The sequence below is a fragment of the Propionicimonas paludicola genome, from assembly GCF_002563675.1.
Taxonomy (GTDB): domain Bacteria; phylum Actinomycetota; class Actinomycetes; order Propionibacteriales; family Propionibacteriaceae; genus Propionicimonas; species Propionicimonas paludicola.
In genome coordinates, this window is the sequence record NZ_PDJC01000001.1 from 1,777,997 (window position 1) to 1,799,753 (window position 21,757).

Genomic DNA, 21,757 nt, shown 5'->3' on the forward strand with positions numbered 1-21,757 from the left:
CCGTCGCTACTTGGTGACCGTGACCTTCACGGCCTTGCCGCTGACGGCCGTGGTCTGGGCGTCGCCGGAGTACTTCACGGTGAACTGTCGGCTGCCGGTCTTGCTGAACACGAAGGTGAACTTCGCGACGCCGGCGGCCTCCTTCTTCAGCGTGACCGTGCGGGCCAGCTTGCCGTCCAAGTAGAGGCTGATCTTGCCGGTCGGCTTCACCGGGCCGGCGGCGATCTTCACCTGAACCGACAGCTTGGTCTTCAGCAGCTTGGCCTTGGCTGCGCCGAGAGTGATCTTCGCGCTGCTGGCTGCCTTGCCCACCTGATAGTCGAAGCTGACCTCCTTGGTGCGACTGCCCTCGGAGTAGGTCACCGTGACCGTGCCGGTCGCGATCTTGGCCGAGGAGAACCCCGACAACGTGACGTCGTCGGTGACCACCCGGGTCGAGCCATCGCTGTAGCCGGCGGTCACCACGAACCCGGCCAGGTTCAGCTTCTCGCCGAGGCCGTAGCTGAGGTCGGTCGGTTCCGTCACCCGGATCGAGGACAGCGTGACCGAGGGGGACGGCCCGGCGGCCAGCGCCTTGTACTTCGCGGTCAGGCCGAACACACCGGCCACGTTCGAGGCCGCGTAGGCAGCCGAGGACGCCGACAGTGGCTTCTGCCCGGCGGTGGCCAGATCCGGGAAGACCAGGTTGGCGACCGGCTTCATCGACCACGCCTTGCCCCGGTTCTCCTCGACCCGCAGCTTCGCGGCCAGGAACAGCACCGAGGACCGGCGGATGTGCGAGGAGTCGGTGACCACCGTGTAGCTGGTGAAGCCACCCCGGTCAGCGAGGATCTCCATCGAGTAGCGGGCATTACCGACCGTGCTGGACGACTTGGTCTCGGTGATGATCCGGTCCTTGTCCACGCCGTGGTCAAGCAGCCAGGCCTTCATCACCGCGGCCTCGGTCTTGCCGTTGCGCGGCGCCCCGCCACTGACCAGGAGGGTCGAGTGCGGGTAGGTCTGGGCGGCTTTGAGTGCCAACTTGAGCCGGCGTTCGAGCTTGGCCGATACCTTGCCGGACGAGGTCAGCGCAGAACCCAACACCACGAAGGCATGGTTCTTGCTCGGCAGCCCGGACGGGACGCTGGTGTTCATCTTCATTCCGGCCAGGACCCGGGTCCAGTCGCCGACAAAGCCCTTCCAGAGCTTGCCCTGCCAGGCCGACTGCTTGCTGATGGCGGCGATGGCCGCGTCACGTCCACTGAGGTCGCCCTTGCCCTGCAGATAGACGACCTTCGCCTGCAGCGTGGCCAGATCGGTGTCGCTCGCCGCCGATGCCGAAGCAACCGGGGCGGACAGCGCGATCGTGCCACCGAGCGCCGCACTGAGCAGCACAGCGATCAGGCGTCGCGCGATAACGGACTGCCGCATCGTCTCACCCTTCTCCTGGCTGTCGAGCGGGGCTCGCACAGCTGCTGGCGCGCCCTATCTGGGGGCACCACCGGTCTCCTGCTGGGGGCCGGCATGTGTGAGTTTTACAGCTGTGACGTGAGTGCACAGAGTTACTTGAGGTTTTGCTGACTAGGGGTTGAGGGTTGGACGGGGCCTGCGGAGAGCCGTTCCGACGGCCCGAATCAGTCCGCCGCTAGGGCCTCTGCACCGATCGCCCGGACGACCTGGCAGACTCAGCAAGGTGCTTACCGTGACTGTCCCGGACACCGATCTGCTGCACCGGCTGGACGACCTTTCCGACCGGGTCGAGCTGGTCCTGTGGGACCTGCTCTCGCCCCTTCCGACCGAGGTCGCCGAGCGGGTCAGCCTGGTCCAGATCGGCCACTACTGGGTGCAGCCGGATCGCTGGCGTCGGCTGACCGAGGTGCCGAACCTGCGCTACGTCCAGCTCCCCTCGGCGGGCTTCGAGCACGCCCTGCCGCTGATTCCGCCCGGGGTGACCCTCTGCAATGGCCGCGGCGTCCACTCCACCGGCACCGCCGAGTTGGCGCTGGCGCTGATCTTGGCCGCCCAGCGCGGTCTGCCGGACGCGCTGGTCGCGCAGCGCGAGGGACGCTGGTTCAGCCCGGAGCTGCCCTCGCTGGCCGATCGCCGGGTGTTGGTGGTGGGGGCCGGTTCGGTGGCCCAGGCCGTGGTCGATCGGTTGCGTCCGTTCGAGGTCGAGCTCAGCCTGGTCGCGCGCACGGCGCGTCCGGGCGTGCACGGGATCGACGAGTTGCCGCAGCTGCTGGCCCGCACCGACATCGTGGTGCTGACGGTCCCCTACTCCGCGAGCACGCATCATCTGCTCGACGCCGAGCGGCTGGCCGCGCTGCCGGACGGCGCCCTGGTGGTGAACGTGGCCCGCGGACGGGTGGTCGACACCGAGGCGCTGCTGGCCGAGCTGACCAGCGGACGCCTGCGCGCCGCCTTGGACGTCACCGATCCCGAGCCGCTGCCGGCCGAGCACCCGCTGTGGCATGCCCCGAACACCATCATCACCGCTCATCAGGGCGGCAACTCCGATGCCACCTACCCGCGGGTGGCTGCGCTGCTGCGCCGCCAGCTGGAGCACCTGCTGGCCGGTGAGCCGCTGGACAACGTGGTCACCCATAGCTGACTCACCGGCCAGGTGATCACCCCGCCAGGCTCAGTTGGACCGGCGACCCGGCCGGATTGACCTCGGCCAGCACGGCGTTCGGGATCCGGAAGATCCGTCCCGGGGCGGCCGGCCACGGCGTCCGAACACTACCGATCTGCTTGCCGTCCTGGCGGGCCACCACGGTCGGGAACCGGCGATACTCCGACACCCAGCCCACCAGCCGGCCACGCACCGGCTGCGGAGTGCCCGGACGCACCAGGCCCGGAGCCACCCAGAGCAGGGGGCCGGTCGGCTCCACCCGGACCCCGGCCGCCGGAGCGGCCTGATCGGCCAGCCAGCCACGCACCGAGGCCGCCACCTGACGCCCATCGAGGGCCGCGTTGTCGGCGGTGTCGACCGGATGCAGCAGGTTGCCGGCCGCGAACACTCCGGGCAGTTCGGTGCGCAGAGCGGCGTCCACCAGCGGTGCCAGCGAACCGGGCTGCAGCGGCAGCCCGAGCTGAGCGGCCAGCTCGTGATCGGGGATCCAGTCGGCGGTGAAGATCACCGTGTCGCAGGCCACCACCCGGGTCTGGCCGGTGGAGTGGTCGAGTACCTCGACGCCCTCCACGCGTCCCTTGCCGATCACCCGGGTCACCGTTGTGTGGGTGGCCACCGGCACCCCGAAGGCCACCCGTCCGGCCAGTGCGACCGCGGCGTAGGTCTCGGCGGCCGGACGGGCCGACGTCATCAGGACGGTCTTCACCCCGGCGTGACGCAGAGTCAGCACCGCCGACCAGGAGACCAGCTCGGAGCCGACCACCACGGCCCGCTGGCCGATCCGATGACCGAACAGGTGCACCTGGTTCTGCAGTTCACCGGTGGTGTAGACCCCGGCCGGGCGGTCACCGGGGATCCGGCGCGCTGCCCGGGGCCGCTCCCGGGCCCCGGTGGCCAGCACGATGGCGTCGGCCTCGACGGTGAGCAGGCCGGTCGGCGTGGTCACCTCGAGGCGCCGCTCGTCCCAACCGGTGACCATGGCCGAAGTGAGCAGGTGGGCACCGGACTCGGCCGCCTTCCCGGCCAGCCGACGGGCGTAGGCCGGGCCGGTCAGCACCGTCCGCAGGTCGCGCCAGCCGTAGCCCCAGTGGTTGCTGTGGCGCGGGATGCCGCCGAGCTCTGCCTCCCGTTCGAGCAGCAGGACGTCGGCAACTCCGGCCAGGGAGGTCGCCGTGGTCAGTCCGGCCGGACCGCCACCGATGATCGCCACCTGGGTCTTACGCAGCTCACGCATCTGCCTTGCCTCCGTTCAGAAGTTCGTCGACGCGAGCGCCGCAGAAGAAGCCCTGGCACCGTCCGTTGGTGGCCCGGGTGCGGCGGCCCAGGCCGCCACGGTCGATCGGCGGGATCGGGGAGGCCAAGGCGTCCCGGATCTCTCCGCGGGTGACCCGCTCGCAGAAACAGACGATCTCGCCGTAGGCCGGGTCGGCTGCGATCTTGTCGGCATCGGCGAACGGCCGGGTGCCGACCTGGCCGATCCAGGCCATCCTCGGCGGTGCCAGCATCTCGGCCTCGGGGATCTCGGCCAACTCCAGTCCGGCGCCGGCCAGCAGCTCGGCCGCATGGACGGCCAGCGCCATAGACGAGGTGAGCCCGGTGGACCGAATCCCGCCCAGGCACAGGTAGCGCTGGGCCGGGTCGACGTCAACCACGTAGTCGGAGTGCTCGGTGGCAGCCCGCAGACCGGCATAGCTGGCGGTCACTTCCTGGGCCAACAGCTCGGGCATGATCGTCGCACCCTTGGCCAGCAGCTCGGCGAAGCCGCCGGCCGAGGTGGACGTGTCGGTGCGATCAGTCAGGTCCTCCGCCGTCGGGCCGAGCATCACGTTTCCGTAGATGGTCGGTGAGATCAGCACGCCTTTGCCCTTGGCAGAGGGCACCGGGAGCAGGATCTCGCTGACCATCGGACGGGTGAGCTTGTCGAAGACGAACAGCTCACCCCGGCGCGGGGTCACCGTGAAGCGCTGGTAGCCGAAGGCCTGATCGAGGTGATCACTGCCCAGGCCGGCGGCGTTCACCACCCACCGGGTGCTGATCGGCCCGGCCTCGGTGGCCAACGTGGTCAGCTCTGCGCCGACCTCGATGCCGGTGACCCGGCGTCCGAGCAGCAGAACGGCCCCGCGGGCCTTCGCCTCGGTGGCGTAGGCAAGGGTCGTGGTCCACGGGCAGATGATCGACTCCCCCGGCACCACCAGGCCGCCCAGAGCTCCCGGCCCGAGCCGCGGCTCCCGCTGGTAGACCTCGTCGGCATCGATCTGGAAGGTCTCGGCATAGCCGTTGGCCTGCGCCTTGGCCGCCAACCCGGGCAGCGCCTCGAACTGCTCGCTGTTCCAGGCCACCAGTAGCGCGCCGGTGCGCTCCACCGGGATGCCGACCTGTGCGGCGTAGTCGCCCAGCAACCGGTAGCCGTCGTGAACCAGGCGGGATTCCAGGCTGCCTGGTTTGGCGTCGAAGCCGGTGTGCAGGATTGCGGTGTTCGCCTTCGAGGTGACGTCCCCGACATCGGGACGGGCATCCACCAAGCCGACCCGAAGCCGGTAGCCGGACAGCTGTCGGGCGACAGCCGATCCGACCACACCGGCACCGATGACGACCACATCGAACGGCTCCGGGGTGGGAGCCGAGGTCACGCTGTTCACTGCTTTTCCTCCAGATTCCGGCCGGCCACGTCGTGCCAGCGGTTCAGGAAGTCGGCCGCACGGTCGGCTCCCCACTGCGGCTGATAGCGGCCGCTGATTCCGGCGGTGCCCACGGCATCGCCGACACTCAATGAGCGATCGATGGCCAGCCGACCCATGGCGGCAGCCCCGAGCGCGGTGGCGTGCGGGGACGAGTAGACCTCGATCGGCACCTGGCACAGGTCGGCGGTGGCCTGCATCAGGGCCTTGCTGCGGGTCAAGCCGCCGTCCACCCGGAGCAGCTGCAACGGCTCCCCGGTGTCCTGTTCGACGACCGCCACCAACTCGGCGATCTGGGCAGCGATGCCCTGCAACACCGACGCCACCAGGTTGCCTCTGGTGGTGGCCAGCCCGACTCCGGTGAAGGTGGCCCGGGCATCTCCGCGCCACCAAGGGGCGGCCAGCCCGGCCAGTGCCGGGATGCAGAGCACGTCCCCGGCGCCGTCGGCCGAGAGCGGGTCGAGGTCGGTCGGGGCGGAGATCAGTCCGACGTCGGTGAGCCAGCGGACCGCCGAGGCCACCGTGAACACCTGGCCGTCCAGGCAGTAGGCAGTCTGGTCGCGCAACGTCCAGGCCACCGAGGTGGTCAGCCCGTTGCCCGAGCGCGGACCGGTCTCGCCGGTGTTCACCAGGAGGAACGCGCCGGTGCCGAAGGTGCACTTGGCCTGCCCGGCTTCCAGACAACCCTGGGCGAACAGGGCGGCCTGCTGGTCGACCACCTGACCGCCGACCGGGATCGGCGCTCCGAAGGCGGAGCTCTCGCCGATCACCTCGTCGCAGGCGACGATGCGGGGCAGCGGCTCATTGCCCAGGGCGAACAGTTCGAGCAACTCCGGATCCCAGGTTCGCCGATCCAGATCCAGGACCAGTGACCGGGAGGCGGTGGTCACGTCGGTGACGAACTCGCCGGTGAGTTGGCGGAGCAACCAGGCGTCGGTGGTGGTGACCACCCCTTCATTGGTCACGTTGCGGCGCAGCCAGGCCAGCTTCGGCGCCGAGAAGTAGGCCTCCAGCGCCAGCCCGGTGCGGCCCTCGATCAGCTCCCGCTGGGACTCCAACTCGGCGCAGATGCCGGCCGCCCGTCCGTCCTGCCAGACCACGGCCTGGCTGAGCGGACGCCCGGTGGCCGGATCCCAGGCCAGGACGGTCTCGCCCTGGTTGGCCAGGCTGATCACATCGACTGAGCGTCCGGCCGCAGAGAGCGCCTGGTGGCCGGCAGCCAGCACCGACTCCAGCAGTTCCTGCGGGTCCTGCTCGACGCCACCGTCGCCCAGATAGACCGGGTGCACCGGCACCTCGGCGATGCCGACGACCCCATCGCTGGGGTCGACGACGATCGCCTTGGTGCCGGACGTGCCCTGGTCGATGGCCAGAACGGTCACAGTTGGCTCACATCCGTCCCGACTTCACTGGTCAGGCTGTCCCGGCGGGTGAACCACAAGATGGCGAAGACCACGCCCCCGAGCAGGATCGTGCCGATGGCGTAGTACTGAGCAACCCGGAAGGCTTCGGGGATGATCAGAATCGCCAGCTCGACGGTCAGCCAGATGCAGGCGCCGATCACCACCGGCCACTCCCACTTGCCCAGCTGGAAGTCGTCGGGGCTGTGGGTGAACTTGCGCCGGGTGGCGATGTAGAGGATCACCGTGGCCGCGTACAGCAGCGCCGGCATCAGGGTGCCCGCGCCGAGGAAGCCGGCCAGGGCGTCCGCGTTGGCGTAGAAGCCCAGGGTGACCAGGATCGAAGCCGCCGCAGCCAGCACGGTCGCCCAGATCGGGCCGCCGGTGGACCGGGGCACCTTGGTGAAGGTCTCCGCGAACGGAATCCGGCCGTCCCGGGCCATGGCGTAGATCAACCGGCTGTTGGAGGTCATGATCACCAGGCCACAAGCGAAGATGGCCACACAGACCACCACCAGCATGACCACCTCGAGGGTGTGCCCGACGGTGCGTCCGATGATGTCGGCCACCGGGGACGTGCTGGCCGAGATCTTCTCCAGATCGCCGCCGATGCCGGCCGAGATCGCCATCAGGAACAGGGTGCCGACCACGCCGGAGACCAGGACCGAGCGAACCATGGCGGCCGGGATGACCTTCTTCGGGTTCTTGGTCTCCTCGCTCAGGTTGGCCGCCGACTCCCAGCCGACCAGGGTGTAGGCACCGAGCAGGAAGGCCATCATGAACGGGCCGAGCCAGCCGAAGTAGCCCTCGGTGGGCGCCACCCCGGTAGCGGTCCAGTTGCCGATGTCACCGTTGCCGGCCGCGATCACGGCGATCGCGATCATGACGGTCAGGCCGATCATGGCGATCAGCTCGGCCCCGACGGCCGCGTTGTTGATCTTGGTCAGGATCGGGGTCGACCAGATGATCAGCAGTGCCTGCAGCACCATCACGATGGCCGTGGCGATCGCGCCCTTCAGCGGGTCGTACTCCCAGCCGAGCAACGGGAACAGGGCCACCTGCGAGAAGGCGTAGTCGACCGAGATGGTCACCGAGGTCAGGAAGGCGAACGAGACCCAGCCGAACCACCAGCCGACCACCGGGTTGGCCAGCCGGCTGGCCCACTGGTAGGAGAAGCCGGACAGCGGGATCCGGCTGGCCAGCATGCCGTAGACCAGCGCGACCAGGATCGTCCCGACCGTGGCGATCGGCCAGGTCCAGATGCCGGCCGGGCCGGACGAGTTGAGCACCACACCGAAGGTCGAGAAGAGACCGGTGGTGATCGAGATGAACGAGAAGGCAACAGCAAACGACTCGAAACGCCCCAAGGTGCGCTTGAACTGCTGCTTGTACCCGGCGTTGGCGACGTGGGCGTCAGCCTCGTCTGCGACGGCAGGTTTCGGTTGTGTGACAGGATCGGACATGGAGAACTCCTTTGGAACTTTGCCGAGTAACTGGGAGGGCTTCCGGGTCGGGTGACGTCGTTGGCGTCACCCGACAGCTATTTCTGGACGATTCACACGCCGGCGCTCACCGGCGAGGGGCTGACGACGACACCCCCCTTCTCGACGATCGCGCGTTCCAGTTCAGCGCTCGGGGTGCGGTCGGTGATCAGGCCCAGCTCGGTTCCGAGCTCGGCAACGAAATGGGGCGCCACGACGCCGAACTTGGCCGAGTCGGCCAGCACGAAGGCACGCTTGGCGTTGCGCAGCATGGCTCGGCGAGTGGCGATCTCGTCGAGGTAGAAGTCGGTCAGCCCGTGCTCGGCGTCCACGCCGCCGGAGCTGACCAGGGCGATGTCGGCGTTGAGGCCGTGGAAGAAGTCCACCGAGGTGGCGTTCGACAATGCCAAGTCGCCGGCCCGCACTCGTCCACCACAGACCAGGACCTCGATGTCGCGATAGGCGGCCAGCTCGCCGGCCACCAGCAGCGAGTTGGTGGCCACCACGCCACGGAACCGGGGAGCCATGGCCCGGGCCACCTCCATGGCGGTGGTGCCCAGATCGAGGATCACGGTCTGGCCGTCCTCGAGCAGGCCGGCGGCCAGCCGTCCGATGGTGGCCTTCTCCTCGCGTCGAAGGAGTTGCCGCTCCTCCACTCGAGGCTCGCCGATCGGCGCCGACACCGAGGCTGCACCGCCACGAACCCGGCGCAGCTGGCCGAGCTCGTCCAACACCCGAATGTCGCGCCGGATCGTCTCGGCCGACACCTGTAAATGTGTCGCCAGCTCCTCGGTGCTGGCCACCTTCCGACTGGCGACCAGACGGAGGATTCGGGCATGCCGCTCAGTCGCGAGCATGACTGTTTTTGCCTGCAACTGTTGGCTTCTGACCGAACATGACTTGATCTTAGGGGTTGCCGGTCGCGCCGGATAGAGCCATTTGTTACAGCTTCGTGATGATGCGGCGAACGCCAGGATTACCCGCCTGACAACCGGCGTCACCACCGTGCCGACGTCGCCCGGACATCGAGTCGAGACGGCAGACCCACTCCACCGGATTCACCCTGCCCAGAATTCGTCGGCGTGTCGCCCGGAGGGGGTCTAGTTGACCCGCCACCCGGCTGGCAACCTTGAGGTGTGTCCGCCAACACTCAACCGCGACTTGATCGCGCCCAAACCCCGGCCCAGAGTGCCGTCATCGCCAGGCTTCAGCATGGCTATGCCGCGCACCTGCTGTCCGAACCCCTGACCGTCACTCGCTGGCTGATGTATGGACAAGCTCGGCTCTATGTGAAGACGCAGCAGGGCAACCCGATCGGCTGGGTGGACGTCCACACCGGTGAGCGGGTGATCGAGGTACCCGAGCTCCAGGCCGCCTTCGAAACAGCGATCGCCGCTGTGCAGCCGGGCATTCCGATGGCGTACACGCCGCGTCGGGCCTTGCTGGAGTCGGTCGAGTCCGGTCGGCGGCCCAACGGCGATGAGCCAACTCCCCGGCGAACGGTGGTCGAGGAAGTCCCGGAGTGGACGCCGGTGGCTCGGCCCACCACGTCGGCGAAACCGCGCTCGACGCGCGCTCCCCGCACACGGACGAGCACTTCCCCAGCTTCCCAGTCCACCGACTCTGCACTGCCGCGATTGGACATGGGCCGGTTGGACGCTCTGACGGATCGGTACCGGCTCTGGCGTGGAACCACCGAGCGCCAGGTCCTCACTCGGCAACTCAACGCGTTCATCAGCCGCGAACCGGACTGGGACTATCTGAGCAGCGACGACCTGGGCATCGACAATGCCGCCGTCGACTTCCTGGTCGCCGGCCCGGGCGGCGTCTTCACCATCGATGTGATCACCCCGACCAGCCCGGCCTTCCGGGGCGCGGGGTTCACCAAGCGGGCGAGCCATGTGCTGGGCCGAGCCATGGAGTCCCCGGTGTGGGTACGCCATCTGCTGGTCCCGGTCGGCTTCAGTCCAGCCGAGGCGGCCGCGCTGCCCACCGAACTACCGCTGATCTCCCGGCGCCAGTTGGCCGGGTTCCTGCTTCGGCAGCCCACCCAACTCCAGCCCGGAGATGTCGAGCTCGCGCTCGGCTACGCCCGGCTGCGCTGGACCTGGCGCGGCTGACCATAGGCCTGCTGCCGGCGGACCCGCGGACACCCGTCCGCCGGCAGCAGAACCACCTAACTCCCCACGGACTCCCGCAACTGGGTGAGGAGCCGGCGCAGCATCCGGGACACCTGCATCTGAGAGACGCCCAACCGCTTGGCGATCTCACTTTGGCTGCACTCGTCGGCGAACCGCCACTGCACGACCATCCGATCGATCGGACGCAGGGTGGCCAGCGCATCACGCAGCGCCAGCCGCTCGGGCAGTGACTCCAGCTCCTGGTCGTCGACCGGGAGCAGGTCGGCGATGGTGGCCACCGTCCCGCGACCGTCGAGCGGCGCCTCCAGCGACAGCGGACGGTAGCCGCCGCCTGCCGAGAGGGTCTCGGCGACGTCCTGACGGTTCTGGCGGGTGGCCCCGGCCAGTTCGGAGATCGTGGGTGGACGTCCCAGCTCCTGCTCGAGTTGGCGTCCGGCCTCGGCCAGGCGAGCCCGTCCCTCCTGGATCGATCGCGGCGGCCGGACCATCCAGCCGTGATCACGGAAGTAGCGCTTGAGCTCTCCGGTGATCGTCGGTACGGCGAAGGACAGGAAGGGCCGCTCGGCATCCAGACGGAACCTCGACACCGCCCTGACCAGGGCTAGTCGGGCGACCTGGATCAGGTCGTCCCTTTCGACGCCGCGATTGACGAAGCGATTGGCTACGGCATCACAGACGCCCAGATTCAACTCGACCACTTCAGCGGTGATCGCTGCTCTTCGCTTCGGATCACTCACCCTGGAAAGTCTGGAAAACAGATGGTGAGTTTGAGCTTCTCGATTAATGGATAGAGCTGTTGGCATGACGACTCCCGAAGGGATCACGCCTGGGGTCAGCACGATTCTTGACCGCCCCCGACTACTTCGAGCCTGACACAGCAATGGCCATCGGACAACCCCACTACTCAATCCCGCGCAGTCTGGCGGTCGCCGAGTCGGCACCATCGCCGACGACATTCGCCCAAGTCAGAGCAGTGACGGCGGGTCACAAGAGCAGGCTGAGCGGACGGAGATGAGGAGCCCGGACTGGCCATCAAATGGCCGCCAAAGGAGGTTCCCGGCGCCCCTGCGGGCCGTTCTGTCCTGTTTCGCCCGGGCTCAGCACGGGTACTCAAACTGGACAGCACCGACAAGCGGGAGGATGCAGATGCCGATGGAATGCCCGGTCTGCGGACGGACGATCGACCCTCAGACTGCTGCGGCCAGTGCGACCTACGACGCCCAGACCTACTACTTCAACTCCGAGGTGTGCCACGACCGGTTCGTGGCAGATCCGGGCAGCTACGCCGGGAACACCGGGTCGTGAGGATCGCCGGCGTGACCCGCGGTCAGACCTCGTCGGGCTCTTCGCCGGTCTGAAGGATCCGTTCGGCGAGGTCGCGCATCCGAAGGTTCTTGTCCTGACTCGCCTTTCGCAGCCGAGCCAAGGCCTCCTCCGGCAGGAGCTTGTGTCGCTCGACGAGAATGCCGACGGCCTGGCCGACCGCGCGATGGCTGGCCACCGCCTCCTTGAGTTGCGCCTCCCGGCCCGCCGCCCGCTCGGCGTCGGCGAGCCGCTGGACGGCGTTGGTCAGGGCTTGGGCGAGCAAGTCGGCGACGATCAACTCGTCCGGTCCGATCCGACGCGGACGGGGGAACTGGACCCAAGCCTTCGCCTGCCACTCCCCCGACAGCGCCGGCAGGAGCAGAATGCCCGGACGCCGGCTGATGGTGTCCGGGCTGGTGGTGCCGTTCAGCGCCGCCGTCACTCCGGCGGCCAGTTCGCGCGTGCGACCGAAGATCCCCGAGGTGAACACCACCTGTTCGCGTCCTGAGCGGACCCAGATCGTGGCATCTCCGTCGAAGAGCCGGGCCAGGCTTCGCTCGGCCGTCTCCAGCAGGGTCTCCAGGTCGTCGGCAGTGACGAAGTCGACCGCCGCCTGCGCAGCATCGCGCCGGTGGGCCTTTGCCGCTCGGTCCTTGGTCAGGTCGCGGACGACCCGCAGCCGGGCCACCACCGTCCCGTCCTGGGCCAGCAGACCCGTGCCCCGAGACTGCACCACCAAGGGACGGCGATCGCGGCGGAAGATCACCAGATCGCGATCCAGGTTGGCTCCCGACCCGGTCTCGCGCAGGGCGGTGGCGAGTAGCTGATGTGCGGCCGCGTCCTCCGACTCGGTGGGCCACCACGGGAAGGGCGGTTCGAACGGGCCCTCGTCCTCGGAGTAGCCGGTCAACTCGGCGAAGGCCTGATTGAAACCGATCACCCGGTCGTCCGGGTCGAGGATCAGCACGCCGTCAGAGACGGAGTCGGCGACAGTGCGGAGCAGACCGAAGACCTCGGTGACCTCGACCGGAGCACCATTCCAGTCCAGACCTGGCCAGGCGTCGTCGGCACTGTCGAACCGGCCGGCCACCCGCAGACCAGCACTTGCCTGGTCTTGTTCACGGTGGGGCAGCTCCATCGGCCAGCTCCTTCTCAGGTGGATGGGTGTACCTGGAGGAACGTGCTTCCTCAGCGGATGCACAGAACTCTATGCTGACCGCCCAAACCAGCCCAGGCGCAGTTTGTGCACCGCAGGTCGCCCAGAACCAGGTAGTTGGTCGCGGACCCGTCCGTCCCCGGACAGCACAATGACCCGCGCATGGCGGTGCACGGGTCACTGCGGGGCGCCCTACCGGCGTTTGGGTCGGGGCGAGGGCTCCGTTTGACGGGAACCCCCGCCGTCCGACTCCGTCGACTCAGACGCCGTCACTCACGGAAGGGCCCGCGAGCGAGGATCGGCGAACGTCAGTCCTTGCGTCCGTCGGTGAGGTTGCGGGCGGTCTCGGTGACCTCATCGGCTGCGTCGCGGACGCCGTCCCTGATCGCCTCGCCAGCCTTGCCGGCGGACGCCTTGGCCTGATCGATCTTGCCCTCGGTCTCGAGCCGCTCGTTGTCGGTGAGCTTGCCCCAGCCTTCCTTCACCTTGCCCTTGGTGTCTTCGACCGCGTGACGGGCCTTGTCTTCGATACCCATGATGTGACTCCTTCTCGTTGCCGTTCGCCGTTCAATACCCGCCGCCACCGACCTCAAACGGACGGGCCCCCGCGGCGGTCTGCTTGCCCGCGCCCCCAGTGGGTATGGGGAGGTCATGACCACAGATGACACCTGGCAAGGCTTCCCGGCCCAGGAACAACACCCGCCCGGGCTCACCGGCGAGATGACCCCGGAGCCCGATCACGGCGAGCAGAGCTACGTCGGCCACGGCCGGCTGAACGGCTTGCTGGCCATGATCACCGGCGGCGACTCCGGGATCGGACGAGCGGTAGCCATCGCCTACGCCCGTGAAGGTGCCGACGTGGTGATCGTCCACCTCCCCGAGGAGCAGCCGGACGCCGAGGCCACCCTCAGCTGGATCGAGCGGGCCGGACGCCGCGGCTTCTCTGTGGTTGCCGATCTCACCTCCGCCCAGGCCTGCCGCAACGCGATCAGCGCTGCGGTCGAGCGCCTCGGCGGCCTGGACGTCCTGGTCAACAACGCCGGCTTCCACTACACCCGCAACGATCGCGGAACGATCGACGGACTCGAGCCCGAGCTGGTCGACCGGGTGATCCAGACGAACCTGACCGCCACCTTGTGGCTGACCCAGGCCGCTCTCCCGCACTTGGGGCCCGGGGCGTCGATCATCAACACCAGCTCGATCCAGGCCTACGACCCGTCCGGCAACATGGTCGACTACGCCGGCACCAAGGCCGCGATCAACTCGATCACGGCGAACCTGGCCCAGCAACTCGGCCCGCGCGGGATCCGGGTGAACGCGGTCGCCCCCGGACCGATCTGGACGCCGCTGCAGCCAGCCACCCGCAGCGCCGAAGAGGTGAGCAGGTTCGGCTCCAACTCACCGCTGGGCCGGGCCGGACAGCCTGCCGAAGTGGCACCGGCCTACGTGTACCTGGCCTCACCGCTGGAGGCGTCCTACGTCTCGGGCAGCATCATCGGCGTCACCGGCGGCCTGCCGACCTTCTGAGCCACAAGGCGCCAGAACCTCTTGCGCGATTTCGGTTTGATGTGGGCCATTTCGGGCTACTTGTTCGGTAGCTGCAGAGCGTGCCAGCCGGGAACCGGTTGCCACGGCTGGCAGTACGGAGGAACCCATGGACAACGACAACATCGAACCGAGCACCCGCGCCGACGCCAGGGATCTCTCTGCGTCCGGCAATCCCGGTCCCGGAACCATCGCGACACCGGAAAACGCGCAGTTTCCCGAGGGATCGGGCAACCCTGGGCCGGATCTGGACACCAAGGAACCCACCGGCGCCGCGCAGTTCCCGTCCGGTGCAGGCAACCCCGGCCCGGGGAACAGTGGGGTGACCGACCCTGAGTCGTCAGGCTCGGGCAACCTGGGACCCAACCCGGACGAGTTGGAGAAGCCAGGCCCGTCAGCCGGCCCGCGGCTCGGCGGCACGACCGAACCCACCGTCCCGCTTCCCGGGCCACCCAGCTTCGGGCTTCGTTCCCAGCGGTAGCACCCGGCCGACATCCCGTCGTCCTCAAGGACGTTGGGGCCCGGCGATGAAGACCCCGGTACGGCGCGGCCGTAGCGGGGTCTTCGTACGTCCAGCGGGAGGGCGTCGATCGCACGGCGCCGGATACAGACCCGATGCCGGGCCGTACTTCCTTGTCGGCCCCGGCACCGGGCGCTTCCCTGGGGGTGGGGGCACGAGGAGTGCATTGGTCAGCGCGGGTGTCTGTTCGAGCAGTACCCGACCACCGGAACGGCCAAACCGCACGCGTAGCCGCCTGCCCAGTGGGTACTGGACGGAGGTAGCCGACAGGCCACCTCGATGCAGGGAGAAGCCATGAGTCAGAACAACCACCATCCGTCCGACGCCGACGCCCAGGCGCGCGACGAGGACGACGAGTCGGCCATGCGCACCGACATCGGCGAATGGCAGGAGGGACCTTCCTCCCAGGCCAACCCCGCCGATCCGGAGCCGGTCGCTGAGCGCATGTCGGCAGCCGAGGACTCCTCCTCCGACCAACCCGGCGAGGCCGGCACCGGCGCGGCCCGCACTCCCGAGGGCGAAGTCGTTCGGGAGACCGACTTCTACCCGTCCGGACTTCCCGGGCCGAAGAACGATCACGAGTGACGGCTTCCGGCCCACCGGCCGGGGTATCCAGACGCAGGACCACAGCACCCCACGCAAGGAGAACAGATGGAAACCAAAGGACTGGACGATCTCTTCCTGGAGACGCTCAAGGACGTGTACTACGCCGAGCAGGAGATCCTCGGATCGCTGCAGGAGTTGGAGTCGGCCGCAGAGTCCGAGCGCCTGCGCGAAGCCTTCCGCCATCACCACAGCGAGACCGAGGGCCAGATCGTCCGCCTGGAGCAGGTGTTCGGACTGCTCGGCGTCGAGCCGGACATCAAGAAGTGCGACGGCATCGAGGGCATCCTGAAGGAGGGACGCGGCGCGCTGCGCGAGTTTGGTGGCACCCCGGCCGGAGATGCGGCGCTGATCGCCTCGGCCCAGGCCGTCGAGCACTACGAGATCACCCGCTACGGGACGCTGCGGCGCTGGGCCGGCCTGCTCGGCCTGGACAAGGCCGCCGAGCTGTTGGGCGAGACGCTGGAGGAGGAGGCGTTGACCGACGACCTGCTCACCGACATCGCCGACGCCATGGCCAATGTGAAGGCAACCCTGACCGAGTGAGGGTGTCGCCGTAGACGAGTGGCCAGGGTGCACGCACCCTGGCCACTTCCATGTCCGCCGCCCAGGACAGCTGACCCGGAAACTCGACGACAGCCGGGGCAGCCGATCACGGCCAGTGCTGGCACAGCGGCGATATAGCCATTTCTGCACCAGTGCCTGGACCAATGCGCATACCAGAAAGCCGCCAGCACCCGCCCTGATCAGCCAGTAGCCGCGGAATTCACCAAAACCTGGGCGACCGAGGAGTGCGGTGTCGGCGCGGGGCCCCCGCGGCCCGCCCGTCCCACGCTTTTCGATGAGGAGTCGAGTAGCTGATGTCTGGCGCTCTCCAGAAGAGAACCATCACCTCTCCAGCCCGTCCCGTCCGGCATGGCCGACGGTCGGCCAGACTGTCGCTGATCGGCCTTTCGGTGGCCGGTCTGCTGCTGGCATCGATCGCCGCCGCCACTCCCGCGCATGCGGAGGTGGCCGACAACGACGGAGCGCCGCTCAGCTTCGCCTATCAGTACACCGGGTCTCTGACCAGCGGATCCTGCATGAATCCCGCGCGTGGCTACGGGTATTACGGCGATCTGTGGGTGACGTCTGCCGATGTCGGCGATGCCAGCTTCTACATGGAGGGCTCCGACGAGGGGTGGTTCGACCCCTTCCTTCAGGTACTCCTCGACCAGACCACGGTGTCGGCCGAAGACGATGACTCCGGTGCCGGGCCGGAGAGCTATGACGCCTACCTCGCCGATGTGCCAGTCAACGCCAGCGGCTATGTCGTCGCAACCAGCTATGACGCCGGCGCCAATGGCAACTACACGCTGCACTCGACGGTCCCGCTCACCCTGCTCACCGAATGTCCCCAGGCAATCACTGCGCTTGCGCCGGAGAGCCTCACCTATGGCGACACGGGCGATTACTCGGCGAGCACCAGCATGGCTCAGCCAGTAAGCCTGAACTCGCTGACGCCCCTGGTCTGCACCGCCTCGTCCGCCAGCTATGACCCCGACAATGTGGGCACCTGGACGATCACGCCCACTGGCATCGGGACCTGCGAGTTGGAGGCAACCCAGAGCGGCGGACCGCACGTCTCTGCCGCGCCCGCGGTGCGCAGCACCTTCACGGTGGAACCTCGGACCCTGACCCTGACCGGCCTGAGTGCGTCCAAACGCTTTGATGGCAACACCGTCGCGGAGGTGACCGGGACGGCCGGGCTCAGCGGCGTCGTGGACGGCGATCAGGTCGGCCTGAGTGGCACCATCACCGAAGCGAGCTTCGACTCTGCGCAGGCCGGCTCCCGGGTGGTCACCGTGCACGGACTCGGCCTGACCGGAGCCCAGGCCGACAACTACCTGCTGGCCGACACCATCGCCGGGGACATTCAGCAGGCGTCGCAGACAGTGAGCCTGAACCTGCCCGACAGCCTGACCTACGGCGAGTCGGGGGACGTAACCGCGTCGTCCAGCTCCGAGCTGAGCGTGGAGCTGACCTCGCTGACTCCTCAGGTGTGCACGGTCTCCGATGGCAGCTTGGTCGCCGTCGCGGCCGGCAGCTGTCGGGTTCGCGCCGCTCAGGCGGGCAGCACCAACTATGCGGCCGCCGAGACCGTTGAGGACGAGGTCGAGGTCGCCAAACGACAGTTGACCCTGACCGGACTGACCGCCGTCAAGGACTACGACGGCACCACCGACGCATCGGTGCACGGGACCGCGCAGCTCAGCGGAGTACTGGGCTCCGACAAGGTTCAGGTCGCCGGCTCGATCACGGGGGCCCGCTACGAGGTGGCGGGAGCCGGCACCCGGAGCGTCACCATCGACGGGCTCAGCCTGACCGGCGATGAGGCCGGCAACTATGTGCTCGATCCGCACATCGCCGGCGAGATCAACCCGTCCGCTCAGGTGATCAGCTGGTCGGACTACTCGCTGCTGCCCAGCAACAGCGGGGACGCCCTGCCGGCGGCCAGCACCAGTGGCGCCGGCGAGCTCAGCTACGCCGTGACCGACGCCGGCTCGGCCGACTGCACGCTGCATGAGGGCAAGCTGAGCTTCTCCGGTGTGGGCACCTGCACCCTGCAGGCCGTCGCGTCCGCCACCGAGAACAACCTCGAGGCGCACGCCCAGATCACCGTCACCGTGGCGAAGCTCACCCGCAGCGTGGGCTGGGAGCTGGCCTCGTCCTGGCAGTTCACCGACAGCGGCACCTCGGTGCCGGTTGCCACCACGGAAGGCGATGGGACGATCAGCTACTCCGTTGTGGACGCCGGCAGCGCCGGATGTGCCCTGGACGGTCGCGCGCTCACCTTCCGCTCGGCAGGCAGCTGCGTGCTGCGCGCCGAGATCCCGGCCACGATCGACTATCTGGGCGCGTCCGCCGAGCTCGGCGTCACCGTGTTGGCCGGGCCGCCTTCGGCCGTCCCTGACGTGGCGGTCACGATGGGTCTGAACCAGGCATCGGTGTCCTGGACACCGTCGGCCAACAATGGCGGCGCCGGCCACGTGCGCTACACCGCGACCGCACAGCCGGGCGGAGCGAGCTGCCAGACCACCGGGACGTGGTGCGTGATCACCGGCCTGAAGCCGAAGACCGACTACCGGTTCTCGGTACAGGCGGCCACCGACGCGGGCGCGTCCGGGGCGACAGCTGCTGAGGGGACGTTCACCGCACCGACGTCGATCGCCCCCGGCTCTGCACCGACCACCTCCACCGGCGACACCTCCGCCACGGTCAGCGACCAACGAGGACAGGCGCTGGACAGCGTGCCGGTCGGCGCCAACTTCCAGGTGACGGTCAGCGGCTTCGCGCCGGGCTCACAGGTGTCGATCTACACCTACTCGACGCCGATCCTGTTAGGTACCGCGATCGCCGACAGCGCCGGGGACGCGACCCTGCGGCTGAAGGTGCCAACCACCTTGGAGGCCGGCCGCCACACGCTGGCCGCCTACGGCTTCGGCACCGACGGCAGTTCGGTGCGCGCGGTGGCCGGCTACACGGTGACCGTCCCGGTGGTCCCTCGCCACAGCGCTACTCCGGCGCCATCACCCACCGACGTGCCGACGCCGTCGCCCTCCGACGTGCCGACGCCCGCGCCCACTGTGGTGCGGCCCTCAGCCACGCCCACCGCGCCGCTTCCGCAGCCGACGCCGGCCGCCACGCCCCAGATATCGCCCAGTGCCCCGCCACCGGTAGAGCAGAAGACGATCGGCGGGATCAGCTACCCCAGCTACGACCCGACCTCGGCCGAGCACGCCCACGAGTCGGCGGACACGATGCTGACCGCGCTCACCTTGCTCGGGGTGCTCAGCGCGGGGGCCGCCGGAGCGTCCGCCCTGGCTGCGGGGACGTTCGGTGGTGGCGTGGGTGCAGCCGAGGGTCTCGGCGGCGCCGCAGCGGCCGGGGCAGCCGCGGCTGCGACCAGGCGTGGCCGAGGCACGCTGAAGGCCGTCGAGGTCAAGCACCACAAGTTCCGCCGCGAGGCCACGGCCTGGGGCGATCGCTCGGCGACCTGGGTCTCCCCCATGGTGGCCAGGTTCGACGCGATCAGTCTGAGCGCACCGGCGCGGCTGAACGCGTGGTCACCGATGGTGGCGCGGCTGTTCGGGGACGCCGCCTATCTGCGGGCCATGTGGGGAACCTGGTCACTGCTGATCCAGCTGGCCGGGATCGGGTTGGGAGTGGCGGCCGGGTTCTCGGCCGGACTGGTGGCCGTGCCGCCTGCGCTCGGCCTGGTGCTGGCGATCGTCGTGCTGTCCTGTCTGGACGCCAGCGCCGGCTTCGGCGCCGCAATCGCCTACGGGCTGACCATCGCTCTCGGCGGCGGGCTGAGTTCACCGGAGGCGGTGCGCACCGTGCTGGCGATCAGCCTGGTGTTCTTCGCGGCCACCTTGGCCGGGACGGCGGCACGTCCGCTGCGGCGTCCACCGTCGACCAGCCCCGCTGAGCGCTTCGACCGACTGGCCGACATCGTGCTGGCCACTCTGATCGGGGCGTGGGCACTGTCGGCGATCGTCAAGGCGACCTCGGCGATCGCCGGCGCCGAGTTCCCGCTGGCGGCCAGCACCACGCAGATCGTCGCGATGTTCGCCGCCGGCATGGTCTGTCGCTATCTGCTGGAGTCGGTGGCGGCGCACTTCTATCCGCTGCGACTGGCGGCGGTCGCCCCGCCGCAGCTCAGTCCCCCGAGCCGACGTCAGCAGATCATCTCGGCGGCCCTCCGGACGGCGCTGTACCTGTTCTTCGCCTACGTCTACATCGGCTTCAACGGCTACCTGGCGATCGGGATCGTGCTGTTCTTCGTCCCGCTGGTGCTCGCGGCCTACCAGGCGAAACTGCCCAACCTGAGCAGAGCCGTGCGCTGGATTCCGAAGGGACTGATCCGGACGGTGGCGCTCCTGATCATCGGCGGCGCCCTGGCCGCACTCGTGAAGTGGCTGGTGCCCGATCCGGCACAGTTCGTCCAGGTCGCCTTCGTGGTGCTGGGGATGCCGGTGTTGGCCCTGACCATCCTCGGTCAGTTCGCCCGCGAGGGTGAGACCTTCCAGCTGAACTGGCTCTACCGCTTCTTGGGGGTTCCCCTTCTGGGCCTCGGCGTGGCCTTGGCGACCGGCGTGATCACTCTCTTCTGAGCCTTCTTGGCCTTGGTCGGCTCCGGGTCGCCCCGGCGGGCCTCGCGCGCATTCTGGGTGCGCGATGAGTTCAGGGTGCGTCCGCGGACGATGCCGATGAACTCCTCGATCAGCGAGTTCTCGTCGCCGACCCGCCAGGCCAGGCCGATCGTGGTCGGCTCGGCGTCCGTCAGCGGACGAATGGCCAAGTCCTTGCGGCTTTGGGTGCGGGCCACCGACTGCGGAGTCAGCCACAGGCCACCGGCCCAGGCCGTCCGATCGGCGGCGTCCGCGGACTCCGGATCGGGCAGGATCGGCTCGCCCTCGAGGTCGGCCAGGCTGACCTCTGCGAAGTCGGCCAGCGGATGATCCTTGGGGACCACCACCACCGGCTGCTCCTCATACAGCGGGATGACATGTAACCCGTCACGATCGATCGGCAGCCGGACGAAGCACATGTCGAGGCGATCATCGCCGGCCAGCAGTGCGTCCCGCTGCTCGGCCCGGGGAACCTCGACGGTCTCCAGGGTCGCCCTGCGGAACCGTTCGGCCCAGACTCGGCGCCACTTGGTGAGGGTCACTCCCGGGACGAAACCGACCCGCAGTCCGTTCGGCCGAGGGTCGCGCTGGCCCGCCGGCTCCTGGTTCTCCACCCGGTTAGGGTAACCCGGGCGGCGGCCAGCTAGGCTGATCCGGTGAGCCAGACAATGAAACCCATCACCGCAGCCGCCAAGCTCGGCATCTACTTGCCCGCGGCTCCGGCCGAGTTCCAGAGCTCACCGATCACCCGTGACGAGCTGGACGCTCTGCGCGACAACCCGCCGGAGTGGCTGGTCGAGCTGCGCCGCAACGGACCGTTCCCCCGCGACGTGGTGGCCGCCAAGCTCGGCGTCTCCCGCTCCGGCCTGGTCCGTGGCGGCATCACCGAAGCCCTCACCGCCGACCAGATCGGCGAACTGATCGCCAATCCCCCGCGCTGGCTGCACGTCGAGCGCGACGTCCACCAGAAGGTGATCGCCGAGCGCGAGCGGATCAAGGCGGCCAACAAGGAAGACTGAGGTCGCCGCTGCTCGCCCCGGGCGGGTGCGACCTCCAAGGACTGCTGAGCAAGAGGCCCATTCGCCGGTTTCCGGCAGGACCCGTGATTATGCTCGACTCGGTTCGAGCAGATCGGGAAGGGCA

At 68.7% G+C, this 21,757-nt stretch carries 19 protein-coding genes; 9 read left to right on the forward strand and 10 right to left on the reverse strand.

The annotated features are described in order from the left end of the window. Positions 1–6 precede the first annotated feature (6 nt). On the reverse strand, positions 7–1,410 hold the full coding sequence (locus tag ATK74_RS08220; RefSeq protein WP_098460570.1) for an ElyC/SanA/YdcF family protein: 1,404 nt from the start codon (positions 1,408–1,410) through the stop codon (positions 7–9). 262 nt (positions 1,411–1,672) lie between these two features. Here ATK74_RS08220 and ATK74_RS08225 point away from each other — a divergent pair, with 262 nt between their 5' ends. Then, the gene (locus ATK74_RS08225; protein ID WP_098460571.1) at positions 1,673–2,590 is read left to right on the forward strand and encodes a 2-hydroxyacid dehydrogenase; all 918 of its coding nucleotides are present in this window, start codon (positions 1,673–1,675) and stop codon (positions 2,588–2,590) included. A 16-nt stretch (positions 2,591–2,606) separates the two neighbouring features. On the opposite strand, the gene ATK74_RS08230 is transcribed toward ATK74_RS08225, so the two are convergent. From ATK74_RS08230 to ATK74_RS08250, 5 genes are all read right to left on the reverse strand, one after another. Next, entirely contained in the window at positions 2,607–3,845 is a 1,239-nt protein-coding gene (locus ATK74_RS08230) for an NAD(P)/FAD-dependent oxidoreductase (RefSeq protein WP_211283316.1), read from the reverse strand. Further along, a complete protein-coding gene (locus ATK74_RS08235) occupies positions 3,838–5,250 on the reverse strand; it encodes an NAD(P)/FAD-dependent oxidoreductase (RefSeq protein WP_211283317.1) in 1,413 nt (470 codons plus the stop codon). The genes ATK74_RS08230 and ATK74_RS08235 overlap by 8 nt, the downstream gene beginning before the upstream one ends. Then, positions 5,247–6,671 carry an FGGY family carbohydrate kinase gene (locus ATK74_RS08240; RefSeq protein ID WP_098460572.1) on the reverse strand — a complete coding sequence of 475 codons (1,425 nt, stop codon included), beginning with the start codon at positions 6,669–6,671 and terminating at the stop codon, positions 5,247–5,249. The genes ATK74_RS08235 and ATK74_RS08240 overlap by 4 nt, the downstream gene beginning before the upstream one ends. Beyond that, the gene (locus ATK74_RS08245) at positions 6,668–8,152 is read right to left on the reverse strand and encodes an amino acid permease (protein WP_098460573.1); all 1,485 of its coding nucleotides are present in this window, start codon (positions 8,150–8,152) and stop codon (positions 6,668–6,670) included. Before ATK74_RS08245 ends, ATK74_RS08240 begins: the two co-directional genes overlap by 4 nt. 92 nt (positions 8,153–8,244) lie before the next feature. After that, on the reverse strand, positions 8,245–9,027 hold the full coding sequence (locus ATK74_RS08250; protein ID WP_098460574.1) for a DeoR/GlpR family DNA-binding transcription regulator: 783 nt from the start codon (positions 9,025–9,027) through the stop codon (positions 8,245–8,247). A gap of 279 nt (positions 9,028–9,306) precedes the next feature. Between ATK74_RS08250 and ATK74_RS08255 the strand changes: the two genes are divergently transcribed. Next, positions 9,307–10,290, forward strand: a complete 984-nt coding sequence (locus ATK74_RS08255) for a hypothetical protein (RefSeq protein WP_098460575.1) — start codon at positions 9,307–9,309, stop codon at positions 10,288–10,290. Positions 10,291–10,346: 56 nt separating this feature from the next. On the opposite strand, the gene ATK74_RS08260 is transcribed toward ATK74_RS08255, so the two are convergent. Beyond that, positions 10,347–11,048 carry a sigma-70 family RNA polymerase sigma factor gene (locus tag ATK74_RS08260; protein ID WP_169923779.1) on the reverse strand — a complete coding sequence of 234 codons (702 nt, stop codon included), beginning with the start codon at positions 11,046–11,048 and terminating at the stop codon, positions 10,347–10,349. 409 nt (positions 11,049–11,457) lie between these two features. On the opposite strand from ATK74_RS08260, the gene ATK74_RS15360 reads away from it, so the two are divergent. Beyond that, on the forward strand, positions 11,458–11,616 hold the full coding sequence (locus ATK74_RS15360) for a YHS domain-containing protein (RefSeq protein WP_169923780.1): 159 nt from the start codon (positions 11,458–11,460) through the stop codon (positions 11,614–11,616). Between the two features lie 22 nt (positions 11,617–11,638). Here the strand turns inward: ATK74_RS15360 and ATK74_RS08270 are convergent, their stop codons facing one another. After that, on the reverse strand, positions 11,639–12,754 hold the full coding sequence (locus ATK74_RS08270; protein WP_098460578.1) for an ANTAR domain-containing protein: 1,116 nt from the start codon (positions 12,752–12,754) through the stop codon (positions 11,639–11,641). Between the two features lie 326 nt (positions 12,755–13,080). Continuing rightward, the gene (locus ATK74_RS08275) at positions 13,081–13,308 is read right to left on the reverse strand and encodes a CsbD family protein (RefSeq protein WP_098460579.1); all 228 of its coding nucleotides are present in this window, start codon (positions 13,306–13,308) and stop codon (positions 13,081–13,083) included. A 115-nt stretch (positions 13,309–13,423) separates the two neighbouring features. Here ATK74_RS08275 and ATK74_RS08280 point away from each other — a divergent pair, with 115 nt between their 5' ends. The 5 genes from ATK74_RS08280 (at position 13,424) to ATK74_RS08300 (ending at position 20,596) form a co-directional block, all read left to right on the forward strand. Next, positions 13,424–14,299, forward strand: coding sequence for an SDR family oxidoreductase (locus tag ATK74_RS08280; RefSeq protein WP_098460580.1), 876 nt, complete (start codon positions 13,424–13,426; stop codon positions 14,297–14,299). A 127-nt stretch (positions 14,300–14,426) separates the two neighbouring features. Continuing rightward, positions 14,427–14,798 (forward strand): hypothetical protein, encoded by a 372-nt coding sequence (locus ATK74_RS08285; protein ID WP_098460581.1) that lies wholly within the window; start codon positions 14,427–14,429, stop codon positions 14,796–14,798. Between the two features lie 333 nt (positions 14,799–15,131). Further along, positions 15,132–15,422, forward strand: a complete 291-nt coding sequence (locus ATK74_RS08290; protein ID WP_098460582.1) for a hypothetical protein — start codon at positions 15,132–15,134, stop codon at positions 15,420–15,422. A 66-nt stretch (positions 15,423–15,488) separates the two neighbouring features. After that, on the forward strand, positions 15,489–15,986 hold the full coding sequence (locus ATK74_RS08295) for a YciE/YciF ferroxidase family protein (protein ID WP_098460583.1): 498 nt from the start codon (positions 15,489–15,491) through the stop codon (positions 15,984–15,986). A gap of 314 nt (positions 15,987–16,300) precedes the next feature. Then, a complete protein-coding gene (locus tag ATK74_RS08300; protein WP_098460584.1) occupies positions 16,301–20,596 on the forward strand; it encodes a YDG domain-containing protein in 4,296 nt (1,431 codons plus the stop codon). Here the strand turns inward: ATK74_RS08300 and ATK74_RS08305 are convergent. Continuing rightward, positions 20,524–21,228: a LysR family substrate-binding domain-containing protein gene (locus tag ATK74_RS08305; protein WP_169923781.1), complete on the reverse strand. Its 705-nt coding sequence runs from the start codon at positions 21,226–21,228 to the stop codon at positions 20,524–20,526. The two genes, ATK74_RS08300 and ATK74_RS08305, sit on opposite strands and share 73 nt — an antisense overlap. A gap of 42 nt (positions 21,229–21,270) precedes the next feature. Here ATK74_RS08305 and ATK74_RS08310 point away from each other — a divergent pair, with 42 nt between their 5' ends. Further along, positions 21,271–21,633, forward strand: a complete 363-nt coding sequence (locus ATK74_RS08310; protein WP_245840846.1) for a DUF5997 family protein — start codon at positions 21,271–21,273, stop codon at positions 21,631–21,633. The last annotated feature ends 124 nt before the right edge of the window (positions 21,634–21,757 follow it).

What these genes read in the sequence shown, in the direction of transcription:
- ATK74_RS08245 (WP_098460573.1), bottom strand. Translation starts at nt 8,152, where the DNA reads ATGTCCGATCCTGTCACACAACCGAAACCTGCCGTCGCAGACGAGGCT.
- ATK74_RS08230 (WP_211283316.1), bottom strand. Translation starts at nt 3,845, where the DNA reads ATGCGTGAGCTGCGTAAGACCCAGGTGGCGATCATCGGTGGCGGTCCG.
- ATK74_RS08250 (WP_098460574.1), bottom strand. Translation starts at nt 9,027, where the DNA reads ATGCTCGCGACTGAGCGGCATGCCCGAATCCTCCGTCTGGTCGCCAGT.
- ATK74_RS08280 (WP_098460580.1), top strand. Translation starts at nt 13,424, where the DNA reads ATGACCACAGATGACACCTGGCAAGGCTTCCCGGCCCAGGAACAACAC.
- ATK74_RS08270 (WP_098460578.1), bottom strand. Translation starts at nt 12,754, where the DNA reads ATGGAGCTGCCCCACCGTGAACAAGACCAGGCAAGTGCTGGTCTGCGG.
- ATK74_RS08275 (WP_098460579.1), bottom strand. Translation starts at nt 13,308, where the DNA reads ATGGGTATCGAAGACAAGGCCCGTCACGCGGTCGAAGACACCAAGGGC.
- ATK74_RS08220 (WP_098460570.1), bottom strand. Translation starts at nt 1,410, where the DNA reads ATGCGGCAGTCCGTTATCGCGCGACGCCTGATCGCTGTGCTGCTCAGT.
- ATK74_RS08290 (WP_098460582.1), top strand. Translation starts at nt 15,132, where the DNA reads ATGAGTCAGAACAACCACCATCCGTCCGACGCCGACGCCCAGGCGCGC.
- ATK74_RS08285 (WP_098460581.1), top strand. Translation starts at nt 14,427, where the DNA reads ATGGACAACGACAACATCGAACCGAGCACCCGCGCCGACGCCAGGGAT.
- ATK74_RS08300 (WP_098460584.1), top strand. Translation starts at nt 16,301, where the DNA reads ATGTCTGGCGCTCTCCAGAAGAGAACCATCACCTCTCCAGCCCGTCCC.
- ATK74_RS15360 (WP_169923780.1), top strand. Translation starts at nt 11,458, where the DNA reads ATGCCGATGGAATGCCCGGTCTGCGGACGGACGATCGACCCTCAGACT.
- ATK74_RS08295 (WP_098460583.1), top strand. Translation starts at nt 15,489, where the DNA reads ATGGAAACCAAAGGACTGGACGATCTCTTCCTGGAGACGCTCAAGGAC.